Source organism: Piscinibacter gummiphilus, from assembly GCF_032681285.1.
Classification (GTDB): domain Bacteria; phylum Pseudomonadota; class Gammaproteobacteria; order Burkholderiales; family Burkholderiaceae_C; genus Rhizobacter; species Rhizobacter gummiphilus_A.
This window is the reverse complement of the sequence record NZ_CP136336.1, coordinates 3,584,344-3,608,067: the sequence shown is the minus strand read 5'-3', so window position 1 is coordinate 3,608,067 and position 23,724 is coordinate 3,584,344. Positions and strand designations below refer to the sequence as shown.

The window sequence follows — 23,724 nt, the reverse complement described above, 5'->3', positions numbered from 1 at the left end:
CTCTTATGTGGGCCGACCGCTATTTCTTGTCGACGGTCTTCGCGGCCTTGTGTGCCTGGTCGACCGCGTGCTGGGCCTCCGGCGGCATGTAGTTCTCGTCGTGCTTGGCCAGCACCTCGGTGGCATGGAACTCACCGTCGGGATTGAACTTGCCTTGCACCACCGCGCCTTTGCCCTCCTTGAAGAGGTCGGGAAGGATGCCGGTGTAGGTGACGCGCACATCTTTCGCTGTGTCGGTCACGATGAAGTGCACGGTCATCTGGTCGCGCTTGACACTGCCTTCTCGCACCATGCCGCCGACGCGGAAGGCCCGGTTCTTCGGCGCTTCACCGGCGGCCACTTGCGTGGGCGTGAAGAAGAAGGCGACGTTGCTCTGAAGGGCGTTGAGCACCAGCGCGGTGGCGACGCCCAGGCCGGCGAGTGCGCCCACGATGATCGCGATGCGCTTGTGTCGAGGTTTCATGTGAGCAGGGGCTCGCGGTGAGGTTGAGGCCTGGCCGTCGGGGCCGGTGGCCAGGGGCGGATTATCCGCGCACGCTGAGTGCGCTTCTGTGGTGCGCAAGTTCCCTTCTTGTAGCAAGTGCGCATACACCAAAGCCCACTCCGTATCTTCTGCGACCGTATGTAAGCCTGCTCACGTTTGCCAACTATTGACGTTATTTTTTCGCTTCTGAGGGTCGATGATCCGGCCGACGACAAAGAGGGCTTCGATTGTGCGTGTCGCAACCAGAAGCCTGAGACAACATCACGGAGAGCGTCTTGATCCTCATCAGCCACCGTTCGGAGCGACTGGAATAGCCATGCTGTTCGGTTTCTCCAAGCCCCGTGTCCAGAGCGACACCCCGGCCGCGGCTCCGAGCCGCGCGTGGGGCCGTTCGCAGGCGAAGGGCGAGTGGATGAGCCGTGAGGAAGCCATCATGGGCACCGCGGTGCGCGTGGAGCTGTGGGCTCCCGAGCGCGAGCAAGGCGAGGCGGCACTCAATGCCGTGATGGCGGAGATGCACCGCATCGACCGCACCATGAGCCCGCACAAGTCGGACTCCGAGCTTTCCGTCATCAACCGCGAAGCCTCGCGCCGCCCCGTGCCGCTGAGCGCCGAGATGGCGCGCCTGGTTTCGCGGGCCATCGACTTCTCCAAGCTGTCCGACGGCGCCTTCGACATCACCTACGCCGGCGTCGGCCAGCTGTACGACTACCGCGCCGGTATCAAGCCGAGCGACGAGGCCGTGGCCGCGGCAAAGCCGACGGTCGGCTGGCGCCACCTCATCCTCGACCGCGAGCAGCGCACCCTGCGCTTCGCCCGCGAAGGCGTGCGCATCGACCTCGGCGGCTTCGCCAAGGGTCATGCGGTCGACACCAGCGTGGCCATCCTGCGCCGCATGGGCATCGCCAACGCCTCGGTGGCAGCCGGCGGTGACAGCTACGTGATGGGCGACCGTGGCGGCCGCCCCTGGAGCATCGGCATCCGCGACCCGCAGCGCGACAGTGGCGTGGTGGCGGTGCTGCCGCTGGAAGACACGTCGATCTCGACTTCGGGTGACTACGAACGCTTCTTCATCGAAGACGGCGTGCGCCATCACCACCTGCTCGACCCCCGCACCGGCCGTTCGCCACGCGCGCTGCGCAGCGTGACGATCCTCGCTGCCGACGGGTTGACCAGCGAGGCGCTGTCGAAGTGCCTCTTCGTGATGGGTTTGGATGCCGGCATGCGACTCGTCGAGTCGCAGCCGGGTGTGGATGCGGTGGTGGTCGACGCGCAAGGGGCGCTGCACTACTCGTCCGGGTTGCTGGATGGCGCGGCTGCGCCGTCCCAGTAACCGGCAGGTGTTGAAGACGAATCGGACTCAATAGGAGGTGAATATGAAAGAAGTCCTGACGACAAAGCATGCGCTGGCATGCGTCGCCGTTTGTGCGAGCCTGGTGCTCGCCGGTTGCGGCAGCGGCAGCAGCAGCACGAGCTCGGACGACACCGTCACGGTCAACGGCGACGTGCCGGTGGCCTACGTGAAGCGCTCGACGACCCTCAGCATGAACCCCACCGACGGTGCCCCCACCGCGGCGGGCGGCGACCTGATCGTCCGCGAGAAATCGTCGGCCAGCGCCCAGGAGCACAACGTCACGGCCGGCATCACGCAAGGCAACGGCGACGCCTCCGACCCCGAGGTCTCGTATGACGGCAAGAAGATCGTCTTCGCGCTGCGCTGCCCGACCTCCAACACCTCCACGATCAACGGCGCCGCCGCCTGTACCGGCCGCTGGAACATCTGGGAATACGACATGACCAACGGGCTGGCCAACGGCACGCTGCGTCGCATCACGAGTTCCAACCAGCACGACGACGCCGACCCGTACTACCTGCCCGGCGGCGCGGGCTTCGTGTTCTCGTCCAACCGCCAGGAAAAGGCCCGCTCCAACCAGGCGCTCGGCCAGGCCTACAAGGCGCTCGACGAATACGAGCGCGAGGCGGTGATGAACCTGCACACGATGGACGCCAACGGCGGCAACATCCAGCAGATCTCGTTCAACCAGTCCCATGACCGCAACCCGGTCGTGCGCCCCAACGGCGACATCATGTTCTCGCGCTGGGAGCACGTGGGCGACCGCAACCGCTTCGCTGTGTTCCGCGCCAAGCCCGATGGCACCGACATGTTCGTGCTCTACGGTGCGCAAAGCCCGGGCAACAGCTTCCTGCACCCGCGCGACATGGACCCGAACGGCCCCTACCGCGGCCACATCTCCAGCTCGCTGATGCCGCTGTCGCGCACCCAGGAGGGTGGCGCGCTGATGGTGATTGACGCGTTCAACTACTCGGAGAACAACACCCGCGCCTTCGTGACCGCCTCGGCCACGGGTGGCCAGCGCCAGGTGACGGCGCAGGCGCTGAACGACGGCATGGGCCTGTCGGCCTTCGGCCGCGTGACCACGCCGTACCCGCTGTGGGACGGCACCAACCGCATCCTCGTGGCCTATCGCCCCTGCGAAGTCACCCGCAATGGCCAGGTGGTGCCTTGCGCCACGCTGACCCAGGCCGAGCGTGACCGCCTGAGCGATCGCACGCGCCTGGCTGCCGACATCGCGCTCGACTCCGTGCGCGACAACGCCCCGGCCGCCTACGGCATCTACATGTACAACCCGGCCAACCAGACCTGGCTGCCGGTGGCCGCGCCCCCGTCGGGCTTCATGTACACCGACCCCATCGCGATCCAGGCGCGTGCCGAGCCCAATGCCACCCCGCCGGTGGCCGTCGATGCCACGCTCGCCGCGCAGAACATGGCGCTGATCGAAGTGCGCAGCGTCTACGACACCGACGGTCTCGGCCGCATGAGCGAGATGATGCTGACCGACGCGGACCGCCCCGCCGGCTGCGCCCGTGGCATCGCGATGACCACGCCGCCGCACGAAGAGAGCGAGACCCGCAGCTCGGTGGCCGACATCGCCGCCATCAAGGACCCGGCCAACCCGGCCTACCACTGCACCCCGGTGCGCTTCGTGCGCGCCATGCGTGCCGTCGCCCCGCCGCAGGGCATGACCGGCCTGCGCAGCTCGATCGGCGAAACCGAATTCGAGCAGCAGCAGATCCTCGGTTATGCGCCGGTGGAGCCCGATGGCTCGTTCAAGCTGCACGTGCCGGCCGACACGCCGCTCGCGCTGTCGATCATCGACAGCAAGGGCCGCGCGATCCAGACGCATACCAACTGGATTCAAGTGCGCCCTGGTGAGCGCCGCACCTGCGACGGCTGCCACAGCCCGCGCCGTGGCGCCTCGCTGAACTCCGGCGTCGTGGTCAACACCATGCCGGCGGCGCTGGTCGCGGCCCTGGCGTCCGACCATCAGACGGGTGAGACCATGGCCTCGACCCGCACCCGCCAAACCCCGGCGGCGCTCGCCCTGCAGGCCAACCTGGAGTTCACCGACGTCTGGGCCGACACCGCCCAGAGCGGCATCGTCGCCCGGGCGCCGATCCAGGTCCGCTACACCGGCAACGCCAACCCGGCCGACGATCTGCAGACGCCGGCCCCGGCCACGACCGGCACGCACCGCGGCATCATCAACTACCCCGAGCACATCGCGCCCCTGTGGACGGTGGCCCGTGGCCCGGGCGGTGCCCACACCTGCACCAACTGCCACTCCGATGCGGCAGTGCTCGACCTGCGCAACACCACCTCCGGGACGGGTCGCATGACCTCGTATGAAGAGCTGGTGATGGGCGACCCGATCATCGACCAGGCCACCGGCCTGCCGCAGATCGTGGTGCGCGACGGCGAGCCGATGATCGAGCGCGGCGCGGCGCTGGTGGAAACCAGCTCCAGCGCGGCCAACTCGGCCGGCGGCACCCGCAAGAGCCGCCTCGGCGAGATCCTGTGGGGCGAGAACCTGCTGGCGGGCGCGGCGGCACGCACGACCCACCCGAACCCGCCCAACACCGCGCCGAACCACGCCGCGATGCTCAACAAGGCCGAGTTGCGCCTCGTGACCGAGTGGATGGACCTTGGTGGCCAGTACTACAACGATCCGTTCAACCCGAACGGCAGCGTGCGCGCCATCAACGGCCTGTCGGAGGCGAGCTTCGCCGCCACCGTGCAGCCGATCCTGCGCCGCAGCTGCGCTGCCTCGTGCCACCAGGCCGGCAACATCGACCCGGCGGTGCCGGGCGGCCTGACGTTCCGTGGCAACCGCTTCGTGTTGACGGGCAGCACCGAGGGCGATTTCGGTGTGACACTCTCGATGATCTCCAACACCTGCAATGCGGCGTCGAACTACCTGCTGAGCCGGCCATCGAGCAACCCGCACCCGACGGGTGGCACCGGGCCCGTGCTGCCGGTGGGTAGCCCCGACTACCAGACGATTGCGAACTGGATCTCGAGCGGATGCTGACTCAGGAACAACGTGGACTGTGCAAGCCAGCCCCCAGCCTTCGCCCCGTGCGGGCGGGGCTCGGTGCGGCGCTGATCGCCCTGGTGGCGGGTTGCGGCGGCGGCACGCCGCTGGGCAACCCGCCCGACATCCAGAACGGTGGGGGAGGCACGGGCGGGCGCTCCCTCTCCTTCGCTTACTACCAGCGTTGCATCAACCCGATATTCCTTGCATCGCTGCCGATCCTTGGCTCCAATCCCCCGGTCACCAACACCTGTGCGGGCGCGGGCTGCCATGACGATGCCAACGGTGCCGGTGGCGCCTTCCGTGTGCGGCCTGCCGCGGCGGTGGTGAACCTCGCCAGCACCGCCGACGTCATCCGCGCCAGCGACATGTACAAGAACTACTACTCCGCGCAAGGCGAAGTGACCTTCAATTCCGTGCTGCTGAGCCGGCTCATCACCAAGCCGCTGGTGCGCGGCGTGCTGCATGGCGGCGGCCAGATCTTCGCCAACGATCTCGACCCCAACGTGCAGAAGCTCCTCTACTGGATGACCAACCCCATCCCCGTGGGGCAGGACGAACTCACCACCGACTTGCCTGCCGGTCCTGCGTGTCCATGAAGGTGCCGCGTCTCGTCCGAAGCGTGGCCTGCGCGTGGATGCTGGGCGCCGCGGCGGTGGGCGCGGTCCAGGCGGCCGATGCCCCGCGCGAGCGGCTGACGGTCGCCGACCCCTACCTCGAAGTGCACACCGGCCCGGGCCGTGGCTACCCCGTCTTCCACGTGGTCGAGCGTGCCGACTGGGTCGAGATCGAGTTGCGCCGGACCGACTGGTACAAGGTCCGCACCTCCGACGGCAAGGTCGGCTGGGTCGTGCGCCAGCAGCTCGAGCGCACCCTCACCGAAGCAGGCGGGCAGAAGACCTTCCGCGACGTGGCCCTCGACGACTACCTCAAGCGCAAGCTCGAGATGGGCGCCGGCTACGGCCGCTTCAAGAAGGAGCCGATGCTCAAGCTGTGGATGGGCTACCGCGTCTCCGACACGCTCTCGCTCGAAGGCTCGATCGGCCAGGTGCAGGGGGTTTTTTCCGGCACCGACCTGTGGCACTTCAACCTCAACGTCGAACCCTGGTCTGACAAGCGCTGGTCGCCGTACTTCGGCATCGGCATGGGCAAGTTCAAGAACATCCCCAACCAGAGCCTGGTGGGCGCGCAGCTCACCAACGTGAACCTTGCCAACGGCACGATCGGCCTGCGCTACTACCTGACCGAGCGCTTCGTCGTGCGCACCGACTACACCTTCTACACGGCCTTCCTCGCCGACACCCGCTACGGTGAATACCGATCGGTGACGGCCGGCCTGTCGTTCTTCTTCTGATCGGTCTCATCGTGCACACGCCCATGCCCACGACCCACAAGCTGCTCGTCTCCTCGCTCCTGGCCGCCGTCACCCTGTGCACTGCACCGGGCGCCCGCGCCGCCGACGAGAAAGACAAGGACAACAAGCCCGCCAACGAACAGGTGATCGTGCCGCAGGTCGACCGGCGCAACGTCAAGGTGCCGAAGTTCCCGTCGAGAGATTTCGAACTCGGCCTCTTCACCGGCACCTACGGCACCGAGAGCTTCGGCTCCAGCTCGGTGAGCGGCCTGCGCCTGGGCTACCACATCACCGAGGACTTCTTCGTCGAAGGCGTCTATGCGCGCACCAAGGTGAGCGACGAGAACTACCGGCAGATCCTGCCGGGGGGCATCTTCCCGAGCGGCTCCGAGACGCTGAGCTACTACAACCTCTCGCTGGGCTGGAACGCGCTGCCGGGCGAGATCTTCATCTGGCGCAACACGGCCAAGGCCTCGGCGCTGTACCTCATCGGCGGCATCGGCAACACCAAGTTCCTCGAGCAGCGCAAGCAGACCATCAACTACGGCGTGGGCTCGCGCGTGCTCTTCGCCGACTGGTTCGCGCTGCAGATCGACGTGCGCGACCACATGTTCACCTACGACTTGCTGGGCCGCCGCAAGAGCACGCACAACATCGAGTTCACCCTCGGTACGACCTTCTTCTTCTGACAGGTGCTTTTCATGACCTCGACCTTCTTTCGCATCGCGCCTTCCGCCCTGTTGCGGCCACTGCTGGGCGCGCTCCTGCTCGCCGCCGCCAGTTGGTCGAGTGCCGCGGTCCCCGTCGGCGCCAACGCGCCCGACTTCACGCTCAAGACCCTGAACGGCCCCAACATGCGCCTGCAGGAGCAGCGCGGCAAGGTGGTGCTGGTGAACTTCTGGGCCACCTGGTGCGGCCCGTGCCGCAAGGAGATGCCGCACCTCAACCGCATCGCCGACAAGTACAAGTCTTCCGGCCTCGTGCTCATGGGCGTGAACATCGACGAAGACGTGCGCAACGCCGCCGAGGTGGCTGGCAAGCTGAAAGTCAGCTTCCCGGTCCTGCTCGACACGGACAAGGCGGTGAGCAAGATGTACGACCTCAACAGCATGCCGTCGACGATGGTGATCGACCGCAGCGGGAAGGTCCGCTACGTGCACCGCGGCTACCAGGACGGCTACGAAGACACCTACGACCAGCAGATCCGCGAGCTGCTGAAGGAAAGATGATGAGACGCCTCACGTCCGTGGCGGTGCGTTGTGGGCTGGTGGCGTTGGCCGCGGGCCTGCTGGGCGCGTGCGGCAGCATCGAGCCCTGGGTCAAGCCCTACGAGCGCGAGCGCCTGGCCTCGCCGCTGATGCAGTTCTCGCGCGATGGCCTGTCGGCCAAGCATTTCGAGCATGTGCGCGAAGTGCGCGAGGGTGGCCGTGGCGCCACCGGCGTGCAAGGAGGCGGCTGTGGCTGCAACTGACGGCCTGCGCCTCGTGGCGCGTGCCCTGGGCGCAAGCCTGCGCCGTGCCGTAGCCGTGCTGCGGCGCCAGCCGTGCTCGGCGGTGCAGGCGGCCGGGCTGCTGGGTGGCGCGCTCGCAAGCGGCGTGGCCGGTGCCGCGCCCAACCTGCCCGAAGACCGCGCCGACGCGATGCTCCACATCTACGAAGGCGGTGGCTTGAAGGCCTACGGCCCGGCCTTCCTCGTGCGCAAGAAGGTGGGCGAGAACCTCTCGCTTTCGGCCAACTACTACGTCGACATCGTGAGCAACGCCTCCATCGACGTGGTGACGACCGCCAGCCCCTACAAGGAAACGCGCAACGAATACATCTTCGGTGCCGACTATGTGGTGCGCGATGCGACCATCTCGCTCAGCACCTCGCACTCGAAGGAGCCCGACTACATCGCCGATGCCACGAGCGTTGACGTGGCGCAGGAAGTCTTCGGCGGCATGACCACGCTCTCGCTCGGCTTCACGCGTGCCGAAGACAAGGTCGGCCGCAAGGGCGAGGGCACCATCGACTACGCCATGCACTGGCGCTACCGCCTGGGCCTCACGCAGATCCTGAGCCCCACCTGGCTGGCGAGCGTCAACTGGGAGGCCGTGGCCGACGACGGGTATCTCGGCAGCCCCTACCGCGTGGCGCGTGCCTTCGGCGCGGCCGTGCCCGAGCGCAACCCGCGCACGCGTTCCAGCCGCGCCATCAAGTTCCGCGTGCTGGGCGAGGTGAGCCCCGGTCATGCCGCGCGCGCCGAGTACCGCTACTTCTGGGACAACTGGGCGATCAAGGCCCACACCTTCGAGCTCGGCTACAGCCGCCAGATCGGTGACCTCTGGCTCGTCGACTGGTACGGCCGCTATTACACGCAGGGCAAGGCGCTCTTCTACAGCGACAACGCCACCGTCGCCACGACCTATCTGTCGCGCAACCGTCAGCTGGCCACCTTCAAGAGTACGAGCCTGGGCGCCAAGATGACCTACACCTTGAAGCGCGTGCCCGGCAGCTACGACCTCAAGCTCAACGCCGCCGTCGAGCGTGTGAGCTTCAAGTTCTCCGACTTCACCGACATCCGCACTGGCCAGGCCTACAAGCACGATGCCAACGTGGTGCAACTGTTCCTGTCGGCCAATTTCTGATCGAGAGCCTGCCTTATGAACCTCATCTCCTGCTGCAAACGCCTGGCCGCGGTGCTGCTGCTGGCCGGCTCGGCCTCGTGGGCCCAGACGCCCGCACCGGCCGCCGCTGCCAGCGCGCCAGCCGTGGCCACCGCTGCACCGGCTGCTGCGTCGGCCGCCGCGGCCCCTGCATCGGCGGCATCGGCCGCGGGCCTCGACACCCGCGTGCAGGAAGCCAAGGCCGACGTCATCAAGCTCAACCGTGACCTGCTGGTGCTCGAAGAGGAGCTGCTCTTTCCGGCCAACACACAGGTGGCGGTGTTCGTGTCGATGGACGTGGGCAAGCTCTTCGAGCTGGAGTCGGTGCAGATCAAGCTCGACGAGAAGGTCGTCGCCAACTACCTCTACACCCCGGCGGAAGTGAAGGCGCTTCACCGCGGCGGCGTGCAGCGCCTGTACCTCGGCAACCTCAAGGCCGGCGCGCACGAGATCGTGGCGCTCTTCACCGGCGGCGGCCCGCACTTCCGCGACTACAAGCGCGGCGCCACCGTCAAGTTCGACAAGGGCACCGAGCCCAAGTACATCGAGCTGCAGATCAAGGACTCGCAGGGCAAGCTGCAGCCGGAGTTCCAGGTCAAGGTCTGGCAATAAGGCGCGCTGCTTCCTTGATCCGTCTCTCCGACCCCATGGCCTCTCGACTCACATCGGCGGTGAAGCTGAAGCACCTCGGCATGGCGATCGCCATTGCCATGGCCGCTTCGGGCTCGCTCGCGGCGGGCAAGAAGGTGGAGCACAAGGTGCAAGACCCGCACTACGGCGACACCTTGTTCCACTTCTACCAGGAGCACTACTTCACCGCGATCACCGGCCTGATGGTGTCGCAGCACTTCCAACGCGTGCAAAAGCACGCCGACGAGGCCGAGCTGCTGCGCGGCGGTATGCTGCTTTCCTACGGCATGCACCGCGAGGCCGGCGAGATCTTCACCCAGCTGATCGAGAAGGGCGCCGAGCCGGCCGTGCGCGACCGCGCCTGGTACTTCCTCGCCAAGATCCGCTACCAGCGCGGCTTCCATGCCGAGGCGGCCGACGCGCTGTCGCGCATCGAGAAGAACCTGCCACCCGAGCTGGAAGAAGACCGTGTGCTGGTGAAAGCCAACGTGCTGATGGCGCTCGGCGACTACGCCGGTGCCTCGGCGGCGCTCAACGCGGTGCCCGGCATCGAGAAGGAAATCTCGGAAGGCACGACGAGCGCCCACCTCTACGCCCGCTACAACCTCGGCGTGGCCCTCGTGCGCAACGGCGATAACGCCAAAGGTGCCGCCTTGCTCGACCAGATCGGCAAGGCACCGACCCCGCCGCAGGCCACTGAAGAATTCCGCAGCCTGCGCGACAAGGCCAACGTGGCGCTCGGCCTCGCCTCGCTGCAGGCCGACAAGCCCGAAGCGGCCGGCCCCTTCCTGGAGCGCGTGCGCCTGAACGGCCCGCAGTCGAACAAGGCGCTGCTCGGCTTCGGCTGGGCCTATGCGTCGGTCAAGAATCACAAGCAGGCGCTCGTGCCCTGGACGGAACTCGCCGACCGCGACGCCAGCGACTCCGCCGTGCTCGAAGCGAGCATCGCGCTGCCCTATGCCTACGGCCAGCTCGGCGCCTTCGGCCAGGCGCTCGACCGCTACAACGCCGCCATTGACCTCTTCGAACGCGAGAACAAGGGCCTCGACGAATCCATCGCCGCCATCCGGTCCGGCAAGCTGGTCGAAGGCCTGATCGACCAGAACCCGGGCGACGAGATGGGCTGGTTCTGGACCATCCGGTCGCTGCCCCAGATGCCGCACGCCGGTCACCTGACGCAGGTGCTGTCGCAGCACGACTTCCAGGAAGCGTTCAAGAACTACCGCGACCTGCTGTTCCTCACGCGCAACCTGCAGCGCTGGAAAGACAACCTCGGCGTGTTCAACGACATGCTCGACAACCGCCGCAAGGCCTATGCTGACCGCCTGCCGGGCATCCTGGAGAAGGCGCGCGACAGTGGCCTGAAGGAACTGTCGCTGCGCGGCGCCGTCCTGGCCACCGAGCTCGCCAACGCCGAGCTTCAGGCCGATGGTGAAGCCTTCGCCGACGAGAAGGAGCGCGAGCTGCGCGAGATTCTTCATCGCGTGCAAGACGAACTCAAGCTGCTCGGCAACGACCCCGAGGCCGCCGCGGCCTGCGAGCGCTACCGGCTCGCGGCGGGCGCGCTGACGTGGCGGCTGGCGCAGGCCTACCCGGTGCGGGTGTACGAGGCCAAGCGTGCGCTCGAAACGCTCGACGCCGGTCTTAGCGAAGCGAAGGCACGGGAAGCCGCGCTCGCCCAGGCGCAGCGCGACGAGCCGGCCAAGTTCGACCGCTTCGCCGAGCGCATCGCCGAGCTGGGCAAGCGGGTCGATGTGTTGATGCCGCAGATCACCGCGCTGACCCAGGAGCAACAGGCTGCGCTGCAGGAGCTGGCCGTGGCCGAACTCGTGCGCCAGAAGGAGCGCTTGGCGGCCTACAGCGTGCAGGCACGCTTTGCGGTGGCGCAGTTGTACGACCGGGCCAGCAAGGCCAAGGAAGGCAGCGATGCAGCCAAATAAGCTCGCCGCCATCACCCTGGCGTGTTTGCTCGCCGGTTGCGCCGGCAAGCGCAGCAGCCGCGAGCCCGAGCCGCCCACGCTCAAGAGCCTGGCTGGCCGGCAGATCGACGTGCAAGCCGACCCCGTGGCCGCGGTGCCCGAAGAGAAGGCGATCGCGGCCTACCGCAAGTTCCTCGAAGTTGCCCCCAATGCACCGCAGCGCAACGAAGCGATGCGCCGCCTCGGTGACCTGGAGATGGACACCGCCGACAACAAGCTCGCGAGCGGCGACGGCACCAGCAACCCCGACTACAAGGCCGCGATCTCGCGCTACCAGGACTACCTGAAGGCCTTCCCGAACGACCCAGGCAACGACCGTGTCTACTACCAGATCGCCCGTGCCCAGGAGCAGAGCGGCGAACTGGAAAACGCGCTCAAGACGCTCGACACGCTGGTCGGGCAGTACCCCAAGACGCCGTTCCTCGAAGAAGCGCAGTTCCGCCGCGGCGAAATGCTGTTCAGCCTGCGCGAGTACAACAAGGCCGAGAAGGCCTACGCCACCGTGCTGGCCGGCAACCCGCAAGGCAACTTCCACGAGCGCGCGCTGTACATGCAGGGCTGGTCGCTCTTCAAGCAGAGCCAGGTGGAAGAGGCGCTCAAGTCCTTCTTCGGCGTGCTCGACCTCAAGGTGGCCAACCGCGCGGGCGGCGCCGAGATCGACAGCCTCGAAGGCCTGACCCGCGCCGACCGCGAACTGGTGGAAGACACCTTCCGCGTGACGAGCCTGTCGCTCGCCAGCCTGAACGGCGCCGAGTCGATCCCGAGCTACGTGACGAGCGACGAACGCAAGTCCTACGAGTTCCGCGTCTACCAGCAGCTGGGTGAGCTCTACATCAAGCAGGAGCGCACGAAAGACGCTGCCGATGCCTTCGGCGCGTTTGCGAAGCGCCAGCCGCTGCATGCACAGGCGCCGCAGCTGCAGGCGCGTGTGATCGACATCTACCAGAACGCCGGCTTTGCCACGCTCGCGATCGACGCGAAGAAAGACTATGTCTCGCGCTACGGCGGCGAAGGCGAGTTCCGCAAGGCCAACCCCGAGGGCTGGGAAGCGGCGCAGCCGCTCGTCAAGACGCACATGGCCGAGCTGGCGCGCCACCACCACGCGCTGGCGCAGAAGAGCAAGGCTTCGGCCGACTATCAAGAGGCGGTGCGCTGGTACCGCGCCTATCTCGGTGCCTTCCCCAACGACCCCGATGCGGCGCAGAACAACTTCCTGCTGGCCGAGCTGCTGCGCGAAGACAACCGCTTCCCCGAGGCGGCGGTCGAGTACGAGAAGACGGCCTACCAATACCCGACTCATGCGCGCAGCGCCGATGCCGGCTACTCCGCGCTGCTGAGCTACGCCGCGCAAGAGAAGCGATTGCAGGGTGCAGAAGCGCAGGCGCTGCAGCGTACCGCGGTCGACAGCGCACTGCGGTTCGCCAAGTCCTTCCCCGCCGACACGCGCACCCCCACCGTGCTCACCAACACCGCCGAGAAGCTCTTCGCCCTGCGCGACGAGCGGGCCGAGCTGGTGGCCGAGCAGGTGCTGGCGCTGCAGCCGGTGGCGCCGGCCACACAGCGCCGCGTGGCGTGGACGGTCGTCGCGCATTCGGCCTTCGAGTCGAGCCGCTTCGATCGCGCTGAAAAGGCTTACCTCGAAGTGCTGGCGCTGACGCCTGAGAAGGAAGCCGGCCGCAACGAACTCGTCGAGCGTGTGGCCGCGTCCGTCTACAAGCAGGGCGAGCAGGCGAGGGCAGCCGGCAAGCTGCGCGACGCGGTGGGCCACTTCAACCGGGTGGCCGTGGTCGCGCCGCAGTCGGCGGTACGCGCCAACGCGCAGTACGACGCGGCCGCTGCGCTGATCGCGCTCAAGGACTGGGACCTCGCCGCCAGCACGCTCGAAGATTTCCGCACGCGCTTCCCCAAGCACCCCTTGCAGGCCGAGGTGGGCGGCAAGCTCGCCGTGGCCTACATGGAGAAGGGCCAGTGGAGCCGTGCCGCGGGCGAGTTCGAGCGACTGGCCGCCAGCAGCGCCGATGTGAAGGTCGCGCGCGCCGCCCTGTGGCAGGCCGCCGAGCTGCACGAGAAGGGCGGTGCCCGCTCGTTGGCCGCGAAGACCTACGAGCGCTACCTGAAGCAGTACCCCGACCCGCTGGAAACCAACCTCGAAGCCCGCTGGCGCCTCGCGCAGATGGCCAAGAAAGACGGCGATGCCAAGCGCGAGATGGCATTGATGAACGACATCTACCGTGCCGATGCGGCCGGCGGCAACGCGCGCACCAACCGCACCCGCTACCTGGGGGCGATGGCGTCGTTGGCGCTGGTGGAGCCCACCTACGAGGCGTACAAGAAGATCCAGCTGGTGGAGCCGCTGGCCAAGTCGCTCAAGCTCAAGAAAGCAAAGATGGACGAGGTGCTCAAGGCCTACAGCGCTGCCGCCAATTCCGGCGTGGCCGATGCCGCGACCGCCGCCACGTATCACATCGCCGCGATCTACGAGGACTTCGGCAAGGCGCTGCTGAGCTCGCAGCGGCCCAAGAAGCTGTCGAAGCTGGAGCTGGAGCAGTACAACCTCATGCTCGAAGAGCAGGCCGACCCGTTCAACGAGAAGTCGACCGAGCTCCATGAAATCAACGCGAAGCGCACCGCCGACGGCATCTATGACGAGTGGGTGAAGAAGAGCTTCGTGGCGCTGAAAGCGCTGCGCCCGGTGCGTTATGGCAAGACCGAAAAGAGCGAGGCGATCGTCGATGCCATCCGCTGACCGCTTCCACACTTTCAGCGCGTTGCTGGCGGCGCTGTGCCTGGCGGGCTGTGCGTCGCTGTTCGACTCGCGCGCCGAAGAGGCACCCCCCGCACCACCCACGCCTGCGCCGGCCCCTGCCACCCAGGCCAGGCTCTCGGCGGCAGCGGCTGCATCGGCACCAACCCCTGCGGCCCCGAAGCCCGCCGAACCTGAAGTCGCCATCACGCCGGCTGCCCAGCGCGCCTTCGACGACGCCCGCCGTGCCATGCGCGCGGGCCGTATGGACGACGCCGAGCGGGGCTTCAAGTCGCTGATCCAGTTCCACCCCGAACTCGGCGGCCCGCACGCCAATCTCGGCGTGATCTACCGCCAGGCCAACAAGCTGGCCGAATCGGCCGCGGCACTGGAGCAGGCCACCAAGGCGAGCCCGCGCCAGCCGGTCTACTTCAACCAGCTTGGCATCACCTACCGCGCCCAAGGCCAGTTCGCCAAGGCGCGCGAAGCCTACGAGCGTGCCATCGACCTCGACGGCAACTACGCCGCGGCGGTGCTCAACCTCGGCATCCTCTACGACCTCTATCTCTGGGACCCGAAACGCGCCGCGGAGCACTACGATCGCTACCTCGCGCTGACGCCGGGCGGCGATGCCACGGTCACCAAGTGGGTGGCCGATCTCAAGAACCGCAAGCCCGCCACGGCCGCCGCGGCGGCGCCTGCCGCGCCGCGCAAGGAGAAGGAATGACGACCATTCGCATCCTGCTCGCCTCGATCGCCCTGCTGGCGCTGCCGGCCGCGCACGCGCAAGACCGGGCCGACATCGAAGGCACCAAGATCATCGGCAACCGCGAGCTGCCCAAGGTGCTGTACATCGTGCCGTGGAAGAAGCCGGTGCAGAGCGAGCTCTCGGGCAAGCCCCCGGCCAGCGTGCTCGACGAGGCGCTCGCGCCGGTCGACCGCGATGTGTTCCGCCGACAAGTCCAGTACGACAACCAGGTCCAGGCTGCGAAATCAGCCGCTGCTACTTCCAACGGGGCTGCGCCTGCCGCGAAGCCCTGACCCTTTCACTTTCTTGATCCGTTCCCACAGGAGACTTCCATGAGCGTCGTCGATTTTGCTGTCAAGTTCTTTCAGGACAGCGGTGTCGCCATCTACTTCAGCATCGCCATCATGGCGGTCGGCCTAGCGATCTCGATCGAGCGCTACGTGTTCCTGCAGCGCGCGCGCAGCGAGAACCGCAAGCTCTGGGCGAAGGTGCTGCCGATGCTGCAGAGCGGCCGCTTCAAGGAGGTGCACAGCGCCGCTTCGGGCTCCGATGCCGCCATTGGCAAGATCGTTGCCAACGGCCTGGAGCGCATGCAGAGCCCGGCCCGCCGCGAAGACATCGACGCCGCGATGGAGGAGGGCATGATGGAAATCGTGCCGCGCCTGGAAAAGCGCACCCACTACATCGCGACGCTTGCCAATGTGATCACCCTCGTCGGCCTGCTCGGCACCATCATCGGCCTGATCAAGGGCTTCACCGCGGTGGCCGCCGTGAACCCGGCCGAGAAGGCCGAGCTGCTCTCGGCCTCGATCTCGATCGCGATGAACAACACCGCCTTCGCGCTGTCGGTCGCCATCCCGTTCCTGCTGGTGCATGCCTTCCTGCAGGCCCGCACGACGGAGATCGTCGACGGCCTGGAAGCCGCCAAGATCAGCTTCCTCAACGTGACCGGGCGCATCAAGGCCGAGCAGCAGGCCAGCGCGCGTTGATCGACCCTTCGTTCCCGTCTCTACCCAAGAGGCCCTGACATGCCCATCCGACGCCCGCGCAAGCCAGTGGCGCACCTGGAGGTCACCGCGTTCATCAACGTGATCGTGGTGCTCGTGCCCTTCCTGCTGTCCACGGCCGTGTTCTCGCGCCTGGCGGTGCTCGAACTGTCGCTGCCGGCGAAGAATTCCGGTGGTCCTGAGCAAGTGGAGAAGACTCTCAAGCTTGAGATCGTCATCCGCCCCGATGCCTTGGAGATCGGCGACCGCATCGGCGGTCTCAAGCAGCGCATACCTAACACTCCAGCTGGCTACGACTTGGCTGAGCTATCCAAGGTCATGCAGGAACTCAAGGCTCAGTTCCCCGACACCAAGGCCGCCAGCGTGCTGGCCCAGCCCAACACCGCCTACGACGTGCTCGTGCAGGTGATGGACGCCGTGCGCGAAGCCAAGCCCGCCAATGCTGGCCCGAAGACGCCGAACATCGAGTTGTTCCCCGACATCTCCATCGGCGACGCGCCCATCAGCGCACCTAAGAAGTAGGAAGGGCCGCCCATGAAAATGACCGGGATCGAAAAGCGCGCCGCCCGCATGGCGCGCAACCAGTCGGGCCTCGACATGAACCTCGTGGCCCTGATCGACATCTTCACCATCTTGATCTTCTTCCTGATGTCGAGCACCGGCATCGAGGTGCTGACCAACTCGAAGGCGGTGAAGCTGCCGAGTTCCATCGCCGAGAAGACGCCGCGCCAGACGATAGTTGTGGCGGTGAGCGAGACCGACATCGTGGTCGACGGCCGCAGGGTCGCAAGCGTGGCCGAGGCCAATGCGGCGAAGGACGATCTGATCCCCGGTCTCAAAGCCGAACTCGACCTGCTCGCCAGCCGCCAGGTGGTGGGTGCCGACAAGGACGCCAACACCACGGCCGTGACCATCATGGGCGACAAGAGCATCCCCTACAGCCTCTTGCGCAAGGTGATGTACACCAGCGCCCGCGCGAACTTCACCGAGATCGCGTTTGCGGTGAACAGGAAGACTTGACCATGGCCGCGCTCGCAATCACCTTCCGCCCGCACGTTCTGGCCTGGGCCGGTGTGCCCGAAGACGACCAGCGCTTCCGCCGCATCCTGAACGTGGTGCTGGCCGTTGCGGTGCTGATCTGCCTCTTCCTGCTGCTCATGCCCCGGCCGAAGGAAGACCGCGCCAAGCCCGCGGAGTTGCCGCCCCGGTTGGCCAAGCTCATGATCGAGCAGCGCGAGACGCCGCCGCCTCCGAAGCCGAAGGCGCCCGACATCGCGAACAAGGAGCAGCCCGAACTCAAGCCCGGCACGCCCGAGCCCGTGCGCCCCGAGCCGCAGAAGAAGGCGGCTCCCGTGCCCGAAGCGCGCAACCCGCAGCCGAACCGGCCGCCGGGTGAAGTCGAAGGCGCACGCCGCAAGGCCGCGGGCGTAGGTCTGCTCGCGATGAAGGACACGCTCAACCAGATGCACAGCGCGCCGACCGCCGTGCAACTCAACCCGAACATCAAGCAAGGCCCCGGCGTTGGCGCCGGTGTGGGGGTGGGGGTCGGTGCCGGCACCGACCAGGGCACACCCGACCGCAACATGATCACCTCGAACGCGACCGGCGGCAGCGGTGGCATCAACACCGCCGCCTACAGCCGCAACACCGGCGGCGGTGGCCTCGCCGGCCGCGGCACCACGCTGGTGGAAGGCGTGGCAGGCGGCGGCGGCGGGGGCGGCTTCGGCGGTGGTGGCCGTGGTGGCACGGGCGCCGGCTCGGGCCAGGGTGGTGGCGGCGGCACGCTGCAGAAGGGCGGCAGTGGCAAGGCCTCGCGCTCCATCGAAGACGTGCGCCTCGTGCTCGAGCGCAACAAGGGTTCGATCTACGCGATCTACAACCGCGCGCTTCGTGACGACCCCACGCTGCATGGCAAGGTGGTCTTCAAGTTCACCATCGCGCCGACCGGCGAGGTGGTCGATCTGAAGATCGAAGCCAGCGAACTCAAGAACCCCGATCTCGAGCGCAAGCTGCTCGTGCGGCTGAAGCAGCTCGACTTCGGCGCCAAGCAGGTCGAGACGCTGATCACGACCTACCCGCTGGACTTCGTGCCCTCCTGACGAAGGCCCGGACGCTGCTCAGACCTTCGCCGTCGCGCGGGAGATGATCGCGGCGCAATCCACGCCACGCGGTAGCGTGCCGTACTGCGCCGCCCCTTGCTGGCCAAGGCGAGCGGCGCAGAACGCGTCGGCCACGAAGCCTGGCGCGTGCTGCACGAGCAGCGCCGCCTGCAGCGCGAGCGCCATGCGGTCGACCAGCCCACGCGCGCGGTACTCCAGCTCATCGAGCTTGCCGATCTCACCCTTCAAGGCACCTACCCACTGATCGAGCAGCGCGTTGCCACCCTTGGCGCGCCCCACCTCGGCGAAGAAGGCCTGCACGACCGCCGGTGTCTTCTGCATGGCGCGCAGCACGTCGAGGCACTGCACGTTGCCGCTGCCTTCCCAGATCGCGTTGACGGGCGACTCGCGGAAGAGGCGCGGGAAGGGGCTGTCTTCCATTACGCCGCTGCCGCCGATGCATTCCATCGCCTCGTAGGCGTGCTGGGGTGTGCGCTTGCAGATCCAGTACTTGCCGACCGCGGTGCACAGGCGCACGAGCAAGTCTTCGTGCGTGTCGTCCCGGTGGTCCATTGCGCGGGCCAGGCGCATCGTGAGCGCGAGCGAACCTTCCGATTCAAGCGCCAGGTCGGCCAGCACGTTTCGCATCAACGGCTGCTGGGCGAGCACGGTGCCGAAGGCGGAGCGAATCGAACAATGGTGCAGCGCCTGCGCCACCGCCGCACGCTGGCCGGCCGACGAGCCGATCATGCAGTCGAAGCGTGTCATCGACACCATCTCGATGATGGTGCGCACGCCGCGCCCGGGCTCGCCCACCATCCACGCGAGCGCTCCGCGCAGCTCGGTCTCGCTCGATGCGTTCGAGACGTTGCCCATCTTGCGCTTCAGGCGCAACACCTGCAGCGCGTTCTTCGTGCCGTCGGGCCGCCAGCGCGGCATGAGGAAGCAGGACAGACCCGCCGGTGTCTGCGCGAGCACGAGGAACGCATCGCACATCGGAGCCGAGACGAAGTACTTGTGGCCGACGAGTTCATATGCCTCGCCCGGCCCTTCGACGCCGATGGGGTGCGCCTGCGTCGTGTTGGCACGCACGTCGGAGCCGCCTTGCTTTTCGGTCATCGCCATGCCGATGGTCAGCCCGGCCTTGTGCGTGTGCACCACGTTGCGCGGGTCGTAGCTGCGCGAGGTGATGCGCGGCTCCCACCATTGCGCGAGGGCCGGCGTGGTGCGCAAGGAGGGGATGGAGGCGAAGGTCATCGTGATCGGGCAGCCGTGGCCCGCCTCCACCTGCGAGTGCAGATAGAAGCGTGCGGCACGGGCCACGTGGGCGCCTTCGCGCGGGTCGGCCCAGGGCGAGGCGTGCAGGCCGTGCTCGATCGAGGTCTTCATGAGCGCGTGGTAGGCCGGGTGGAACTTCACCTGGTCGATGCGGTGGCCGAAGCGGTCGTGTGTGTCGAGTTCGGGCGGATTCTTGTTGGCCAGCGCACCCAGCTCGAGGTGCTCGGCGGTGCCGATCAAATCGCCGAAGACGGCCAGGTCCGCGTGGGCCCAGGCCGCACCTTCGCGGGCCACGGCTTCGGTGAGCGCCTGGTCCTGCAGATAGAGGTTGTAGTTGGCGAGTTCGCGCGAGACGTTGAAGACCTCGTGCGTCTCAGCCGGGTGCAGGTCGGTGGGGGTGGGGTGCGCTGCGTTCATCGCGTGTCTCCTCGTCGAGCCCTGGGTGTTTTAGCACGCTCCGTCATCCGCCTGACACGGGTGCTCGCGACGATCGCGCGGTTTTCACTCCACTCCTTCTCCCATGCGCCACTCTCTTGCTCTGCTGGCCGTGCTACTCGCCGCCGGCGCTGCCCACGCCCAGGTGCTGACCGGCTTCGCCCGCATGCCGGCCGCGACCTTTGCCGACGGTCCGACCTCCGGCCAGTTCGCCGCCGCCAACCCCTATGGCACAAACCCTCCGCCCTTCATCCACCGCCAGCCAGTGCAGGGTTTCTCGGGCGTGCTGCAGGGGCCGAAGAAGAACGTCTTCCACTTCCTCGTCGACAACGGCTTCGGCGCACAGAACAACTCGGCCGACGCGCTGCTGCGCTCGTACACGCTCGGCATCGAATGGCGCACGAAGAAGGGTGGGGCGGGGCAGGTGCACGCGGCCGACTGGCAAAGCGGCCACGCACGCAGCAGCTTCGACGCGTCGACGCGCCTCGAACTCAACGACGCGAACCGCCGCCTCACGATTCCCATCCAGGCCGACTACCTGAACCACTACAACAACGCGTCGTACCCGACCGTGGCGCCGGTGATCCGCGCCAGGCGCCTCCTCACCGGCGCCGATTTCGACATCGAATCGATCCGCCGCGACCACCGCGGCAACTACTGGTTCGGCGACGAGTTCGGCCCCTACCTCGTGAAGACCGATTCGCGCGGCACCGTGCAACGTGCCGAGATTTCGCTGCCCGGCGTCTACGCACCGGCCCACAAGGACGTGATCGCTGGCCGCGCCACTGCCAACCTGCCCGCCTCGGGCGGCTTCGAAGGCATGGCCATCAACAAGAGCGGCACCAGGCTCTACACGCTGCTCGAGCGCACCGTCACCGGCGACCCGGCCGGCACGTTGCGCATCGATGAGTTCGACGTCGACCGCGAGGTCTACACCGGCCGGCGCTTCTACTACCCGCTCGACGCCGCCGGCACCAACATCGGCGACATGGTGGCGGTGGACGACCGCCGCTTCGTCGTGCTCGAGCGCAACGGCAACACCGCGACCTCGCCCAACCCCGCGCCCTTCAAGAAGGTCTACCTGGTCGACCTCGAAGACGTGGCCGATGGCGGCGTGGCGCGCAAGCTCGAGCTCGTCGACCTGATGAAGCTTGCCGACCCACACGACCTCAATGGCGACGGCAGCACCGTCTTCACCTTCCCCTACACCACGATCGAGAACGTGCTGATCCTGGATGCGCGCACGCTGCTGGTCGTCAACGACAACAACTTCCCTTATGGGGGTGGCCGCGAGCTGGCCTCCGACCACACGGAGTTCCTGCGCATTCGCCTGCCGGTCTCGTTGCTCGCCGACGAGGACGACGAGCACCGCCACCGCGGGCAGGGCCGCGACGACGACTGAGCGACGCCGGCCATTCCTTGCCCGCAGCAGCAGCGCGCAGGTTGTTTGCTGCTCATGCGGGTCCTTCCAGGCCGTGATGGAGTCGAGGGCCGGCGCCTCGTGTCTCAGAAGCGCCGGCTCGCCGTGATGCTGCCGAACATCGGGTGTGCCTCCTGTCCGCGGAACTCGCGCGTACGCCAGTAGTGCGCGACCGCGACCTTCCATCCACGTACGCTGAGGCTCGCGCCGACGCCAAGGTCAGCGACCAGCGGCCGCTTATCGACGCTGTGGCTGTCTTTCCAGGTGTTGCCGTCGAGCGAGATGTTCCAGGCGACGGCGCGCACGTCGACGCTGGTGAAGAAGTGCCCCTCCCACCCGCCCGAGGGCGGGCGCAGCACCGGCGCGGTGTTCTCACCTGACGGGCGCAACGGGTCGCTGCCGAAGTCGTCGGGCAGACCACGGCCGAGTCGCCACTCGGCGCCCAGGTTCGCGTGCGTGAGGTAGTTGCCCACGCTGCCGCCGTAGTGGGAGACGAGGTCCCACGACCAGAAGCGGCTGCCCCAGAACGGCCGCTGGCCGTAGCGTTGCAGCCGCTCGTGCACCACCTGGAGCACCGGCTCGTCGTGCAGCTGGTGGCGCCAGCCTTGCCACTGCTTCACGCCGATGAGGCGGTGGATGCCGTCTTGCACCTCTTGCCCGCGTGCAGACGGGCCCACCATGCCGATGCGCAACTGCGTCGTGCGCAGGCGCTCGCCCTTGCGAGCGTTGTAGCCGGCGCCCAGCAGCAGCACCGCGGCATACGGCCGGTCGCGCGGCATCAGCGCAGGGGTCTCGCCGTCCGACGGCGTGTAGATCGCCTGCGTGAGCGTGAAGAGGAAATTGCGCTGGTCGTAGTCCTGCGGGTGCAGCGCTTCCAGGAAATCGTGCACGCTCTGCAGGCCCCGCGGCACGCAGTCGGCGTCGTGCACCCGCTCGAGATTGGCCGACATCCAGCCGAACTCGAAGCCGCTCGTGTAGCCGCGGTCCTGCCCGTCGAAGCCGAGAGCGTCGTTGTCGAGTCGGATGTTGAGGACTGGAGGGGTGCGCTCGCCGTTCGGCAAGTGGCATGCCTGTGCGGAGAAGGAGAGTGCTGCGAGGACGATGACGAGGGTGAGGGCTCCGAAGGCGAACTGCATGCGCTGATGTTGGTGGCATGCGGTTGTCCTCGCTCGGGAAGGGTCACTCGAGCTGCAGGTTCCATCCGATCTTCACCGCTCGCTCCGTTGCCTTGTCGAAGGGAAGCGAGCCGCGCGAATATTGAATGAAGTACCAGTCCTTCTGACTCGGATCACTTGGTGTCAGTCGTGCACGCACGATGCCAAGACGATTGCGATCCATGCCGGAGGCCTTGATGGCTTCGGGCGGGTTGAGTTCTTGAAAGTGCCGGTAGCCGAAATCGAGCTTCCAGAGTTTTCCCCTGTTCACCGGCAAGGTGTAGGTCAGCTCCATTTCGATGCGCCTGAACGAGTCCAGGTTTCCGACCTGCGCCTTCCGCGCGTCGTTGGACGTCGGCTTCACCGATCCATAGTTCAACATCAGGCTGCCGACGTCGCCCGGCCAGAGGGTGCCCATGGGAATCGAATACTGGCCGGAGATGCCAAACATATGCTGCTTGTTGTCGAGCCCTTGATCGGTCTCGAACTTGAAGACACCCCCCAGTGAGAAGAACCCTGCGTTGGTGTCCCATTCCCTTAGTGCATCCGTCGACAGGTCGACCAGCTTGTTCGGGTTCTTCTCTTTCGAGCTGGCGAGCGTGCCGCGAAGGCGCGCGTTGACGAACGTCGATGACAAGACCGGCAACTTGTCAGGATCGACCGTGTCTTCGCCTACCCCCGTGGACTCCTTGCCCCCTCGGCCGAAGATGGCGCGGCTGTACTGCAGGTCGTAGTCGACGCCCAGTGCGGTTCCTGCCGCGTCGGCTGAATCGAGCACCACCGGCCTGATTGAAAGGCTGAACGGCTTCTTGTCGGCTGCGGGCGCGCTGGCAGCAGCAGACCCTGCCTGTGCGTGCGCTCCCAGCCATGCGGAGGTGAGAGCGTACGCAGTGAGGCGCCTCGCGAAGTGCAGGGCGTTCACTGGGGGCCTCCGGGCTCTCCCTTGAACTTCAAGAACGAATCGATCGTCTGCGCCAGGTCTGCAATGGTGGCGTCCTTGGATTCGAAGCAGTCGCCCAACGCCCGGAGCATCTTTTCCACCGCGTCCTGCGGTCGCTCCTTGCGGTTGGTGTACAGCTTGAGGATGAACTTGAAGAACGCGCGGGCGGTCTGCGCGGCGCGTCCGTGGATGTCCCCCTTGCTTGCAGCGAAGTCAGGAAACCACGGTAGGCGCTGCAGGGGCACGCTGCCCGCCTTGTCGAAGGGTAGAAATGCCCTGTCGAACTGATTGAGGAGTTCGTCGCCTTCCAGGACGTTGTAGGTGGCGATACAGGAAACCTGCTTGTCCGACCATGTGGCACTCATCGGAGTCTCCTTCGCATGTGCAGTTGCACGGGAGCCTCAACGATCGTCC

23 protein-coding genes are annotated in these 23,724 nt (G+C 66.9%); 18 read left to right on the top strand and 5 right to left on the bottom strand.

The features are described from left to right. Window positions 1–19 precede the first annotated feature (19 nt). A complete protein-coding gene (ccmE, locus tag RXV79_RS16850; protein WP_316699105.1) occupies window positions 20–463 on the bottom strand; it encodes a cytochrome c maturation protein CcmE in 444 nt (147 codons plus the stop codon). 337 nt (window positions 464–800) lie between these two features. Here ccmE and RXV79_RS16845 point away from each other — a divergent pair, with 337 nt between their 5' ends. From RXV79_RS16845 to RXV79_RS16765, 17 genes are read left to right on the top strand one after another with little or no spacing between them, the layout of a single operon-like run. Further along, window positions 801–1,817, top strand: coding sequence for an FAD:protein FMN transferase (locus RXV79_RS16845; RefSeq protein WP_316699104.1), 1,017 nt, complete (start codon window positions 801–803; stop codon window positions 1,815–1,817). A 43-nt stretch (window positions 1,818–1,860) separates the two neighbouring features. Beyond that, window positions 1,861–4,875, top strand: a complete 3,015-nt coding sequence (locus tag RXV79_RS16840; protein ID WP_316699103.1) for an HzsA-related protein — start codon at window positions 1,861–1,863, stop codon at window positions 4,873–4,875. A gap of 47 nt (window positions 4,876–4,922) precedes the next feature. Then, a complete protein-coding gene (locus tag RXV79_RS16835; protein ID WP_316699101.1) occupies window positions 4,923–5,477 on the top strand; it encodes a hypothetical protein in 555 nt (184 codons plus the stop codon). After that, window positions 5,474–6,232 (top strand): SH3 domain-containing protein, encoded by a 759-nt coding sequence (locus RXV79_RS16830; protein ID WP_316699099.1) that lies wholly within the window; start codon window positions 5,474–5,476, stop codon window positions 6,230–6,232. The genes RXV79_RS16835 and RXV79_RS16830 overlap by 4 nt, the downstream gene beginning before the upstream one ends. A gap of 23 nt (window positions 6,233–6,255) precedes the next feature. Continuing rightward, a complete protein-coding gene (locus tag RXV79_RS16825; RefSeq protein WP_316699096.1) occupies window positions 6,256–6,921 on the top strand; it encodes an outer membrane beta-barrel domain-containing protein in 666 nt (221 codons plus the stop codon). A 12-nt stretch (window positions 6,922–6,933) separates the two neighbouring features. Then, the gene (locus tag RXV79_RS16820) at window positions 6,934–7,461 is read left to right on the top strand and encodes a TlpA family protein disulfide reductase (RefSeq protein WP_316699095.1); all 528 of its coding nucleotides are present in this window, start codon (window positions 6,934–6,936) and stop codon (window positions 7,459–7,461) included. After that, window positions 7,461–7,703, top strand: coding sequence for a DUF4266 domain-containing protein (locus RXV79_RS16815; protein ID WP_316699094.1), 243 nt, complete (start codon window positions 7,461–7,463; stop codon window positions 7,701–7,703). Before RXV79_RS16820 ends, RXV79_RS16815 begins: the two co-directional genes overlap by 1 nt. Further along, complete coding sequence (locus RXV79_RS16810; RefSeq protein WP_316699092.1) at window positions 7,690–8,859, top strand: DUF3570 domain-containing protein; 1,170 nt, start codon at window positions 7,690–7,692, stop codon at window positions 8,857–8,859. The genes RXV79_RS16815 and RXV79_RS16810 overlap by 14 nt, the downstream gene beginning before the upstream one ends. A 15-nt stretch (window positions 8,860–8,874) precedes the next feature. Continuing rightward, a complete protein-coding gene (locus RXV79_RS16805; RefSeq protein WP_316699090.1) occupies window positions 8,875–9,489 on the top strand; it encodes an AraC family transcriptional regulator in 615 nt (204 codons plus the stop codon). A 35-nt stretch (window positions 9,490–9,524) separates the two neighbouring features. Then, the gene (locus tag RXV79_RS16800; protein ID WP_316699089.1) at window positions 9,525–11,447 is read left to right on the top strand and encodes a tetratricopeptide repeat protein; all 1,923 of its coding nucleotides are present in this window, start codon (window positions 9,525–9,527) and stop codon (window positions 11,445–11,447) included. After that, on the top strand, window positions 11,434–14,232 hold the full coding sequence (locus tag RXV79_RS16795; RefSeq protein WP_316699088.1) for a tetratricopeptide repeat protein: 2,799 nt from the start codon (window positions 11,434–11,436) through the stop codon (window positions 14,230–14,232). Before RXV79_RS16800 ends, RXV79_RS16795 begins: the two co-directional genes overlap by 14 nt. After that, window positions 14,219–14,956: a tetratricopeptide repeat protein gene (locus RXV79_RS16790; RefSeq protein ID WP_316699086.1), complete on the top strand. Its 738-nt coding sequence runs from the start codon at window positions 14,219–14,221 to the stop codon at window positions 14,954–14,956. Before RXV79_RS16795 ends, RXV79_RS16790 begins: the two co-directional genes overlap by 14 nt. Then, window positions 14,953–15,270: a hypothetical protein gene (locus RXV79_RS16785; RefSeq protein ID WP_316699084.1), complete on the top strand. Its 318-nt coding sequence runs from the start codon at window positions 14,953–14,955 to the stop codon at window positions 15,268–15,270. The genes RXV79_RS16790 and RXV79_RS16785 overlap by 4 nt, the downstream gene beginning before the upstream one ends. A 39-nt stretch (window positions 15,271–15,309) precedes the next feature. Next, window positions 15,310–15,966, top strand: coding sequence for a MotA/TolQ/ExbB proton channel family protein (locus RXV79_RS16780; protein WP_316699083.1), 657 nt, complete (start codon window positions 15,310–15,312; stop codon window positions 15,964–15,966). A 39-nt stretch (window positions 15,967–16,005) separates the two neighbouring features. Then, complete coding sequence (locus RXV79_RS16775; protein ID WP_296717273.1) at window positions 16,006–16,506, top strand: ExbD/TolR family protein; 501 nt, start codon at window positions 16,006–16,008, stop codon at window positions 16,504–16,506. A 12-nt stretch (window positions 16,507–16,518) separates the two neighbouring features. Then, window positions 16,519–17,004 (top strand): ExbD/TolR family protein, encoded by a 486-nt coding sequence (locus RXV79_RS16770; protein WP_316699079.1) that lies wholly within the window; start codon window positions 16,519–16,521, stop codon window positions 17,002–17,004. Between the two features lie 2 nt (window positions 17,005–17,006). Beyond that, window positions 17,007–18,083 (top strand): AgmX/PglI C-terminal domain-containing protein, encoded by a 1,077-nt coding sequence (locus RXV79_RS16765; protein ID WP_316699078.1) that lies wholly within the window; start codon window positions 17,007–17,009, stop codon window positions 18,081–18,083. Window positions 18,084–18,101: 18 nt separating this feature from the next. On the opposite strand, the gene RXV79_RS16760 is transcribed toward RXV79_RS16765, so the two are convergent. Next, on the bottom strand, window positions 18,102–19,778 hold the full coding sequence (locus tag RXV79_RS16760) for an isovaleryl-CoA dehydrogenase (RefSeq protein ID WP_316699077.1): 1,677 nt from the start codon (window positions 19,776–19,778) through the stop codon (window positions 18,102–18,104). A 103-nt stretch (window positions 19,779–19,881) separates the two neighbouring features. Between RXV79_RS16760 and RXV79_RS16755 the strand changes: the two genes are divergently transcribed. Then, window positions 19,882–21,198 (top strand): esterase-like activity of phytase family protein, encoded by a 1,317-nt coding sequence (locus tag RXV79_RS16755; protein WP_316699076.1) that lies wholly within the window; start codon window positions 19,882–19,884, stop codon window positions 21,196–21,198. 104 nt (window positions 21,199–21,302) lie between these two features. Here RXV79_RS16755 and RXV79_RS16750 read toward each other — a convergent pair whose 3' ends face one another. The 3 genes from RXV79_RS16750 to RXV79_RS16740 are packed head-to-tail and all read right to left on the bottom strand — an operon-like array spanning window position 21,303 to window position 23,675. Continuing rightward, window positions 21,303–22,352: a lipid A deacylase LpxR family protein gene (locus tag RXV79_RS16750; protein WP_316699074.1), complete on the bottom strand. Its 1,050-nt coding sequence runs from the start codon at window positions 22,350–22,352 to the stop codon at window positions 21,303–21,305. A gap of 43 nt (window positions 22,353–22,395) precedes the next feature. Further along, a complete protein-coding gene (locus tag RXV79_RS16745; protein ID WP_316699073.1) occupies window positions 22,396–23,292 on the bottom strand; it encodes a hypothetical protein in 897 nt (298 codons plus the stop codon). Beyond that, a complete protein-coding gene (locus RXV79_RS16740; protein ID WP_316699071.1) occupies window positions 23,289–23,675 on the bottom strand; it encodes a hypothetical protein in 387 nt (128 codons plus the stop codon). The genes RXV79_RS16745 and RXV79_RS16740 overlap by 4 nt, the downstream gene beginning before the upstream one ends. Window positions 23,676–23,724 lie beyond the last annotated feature (49 nt).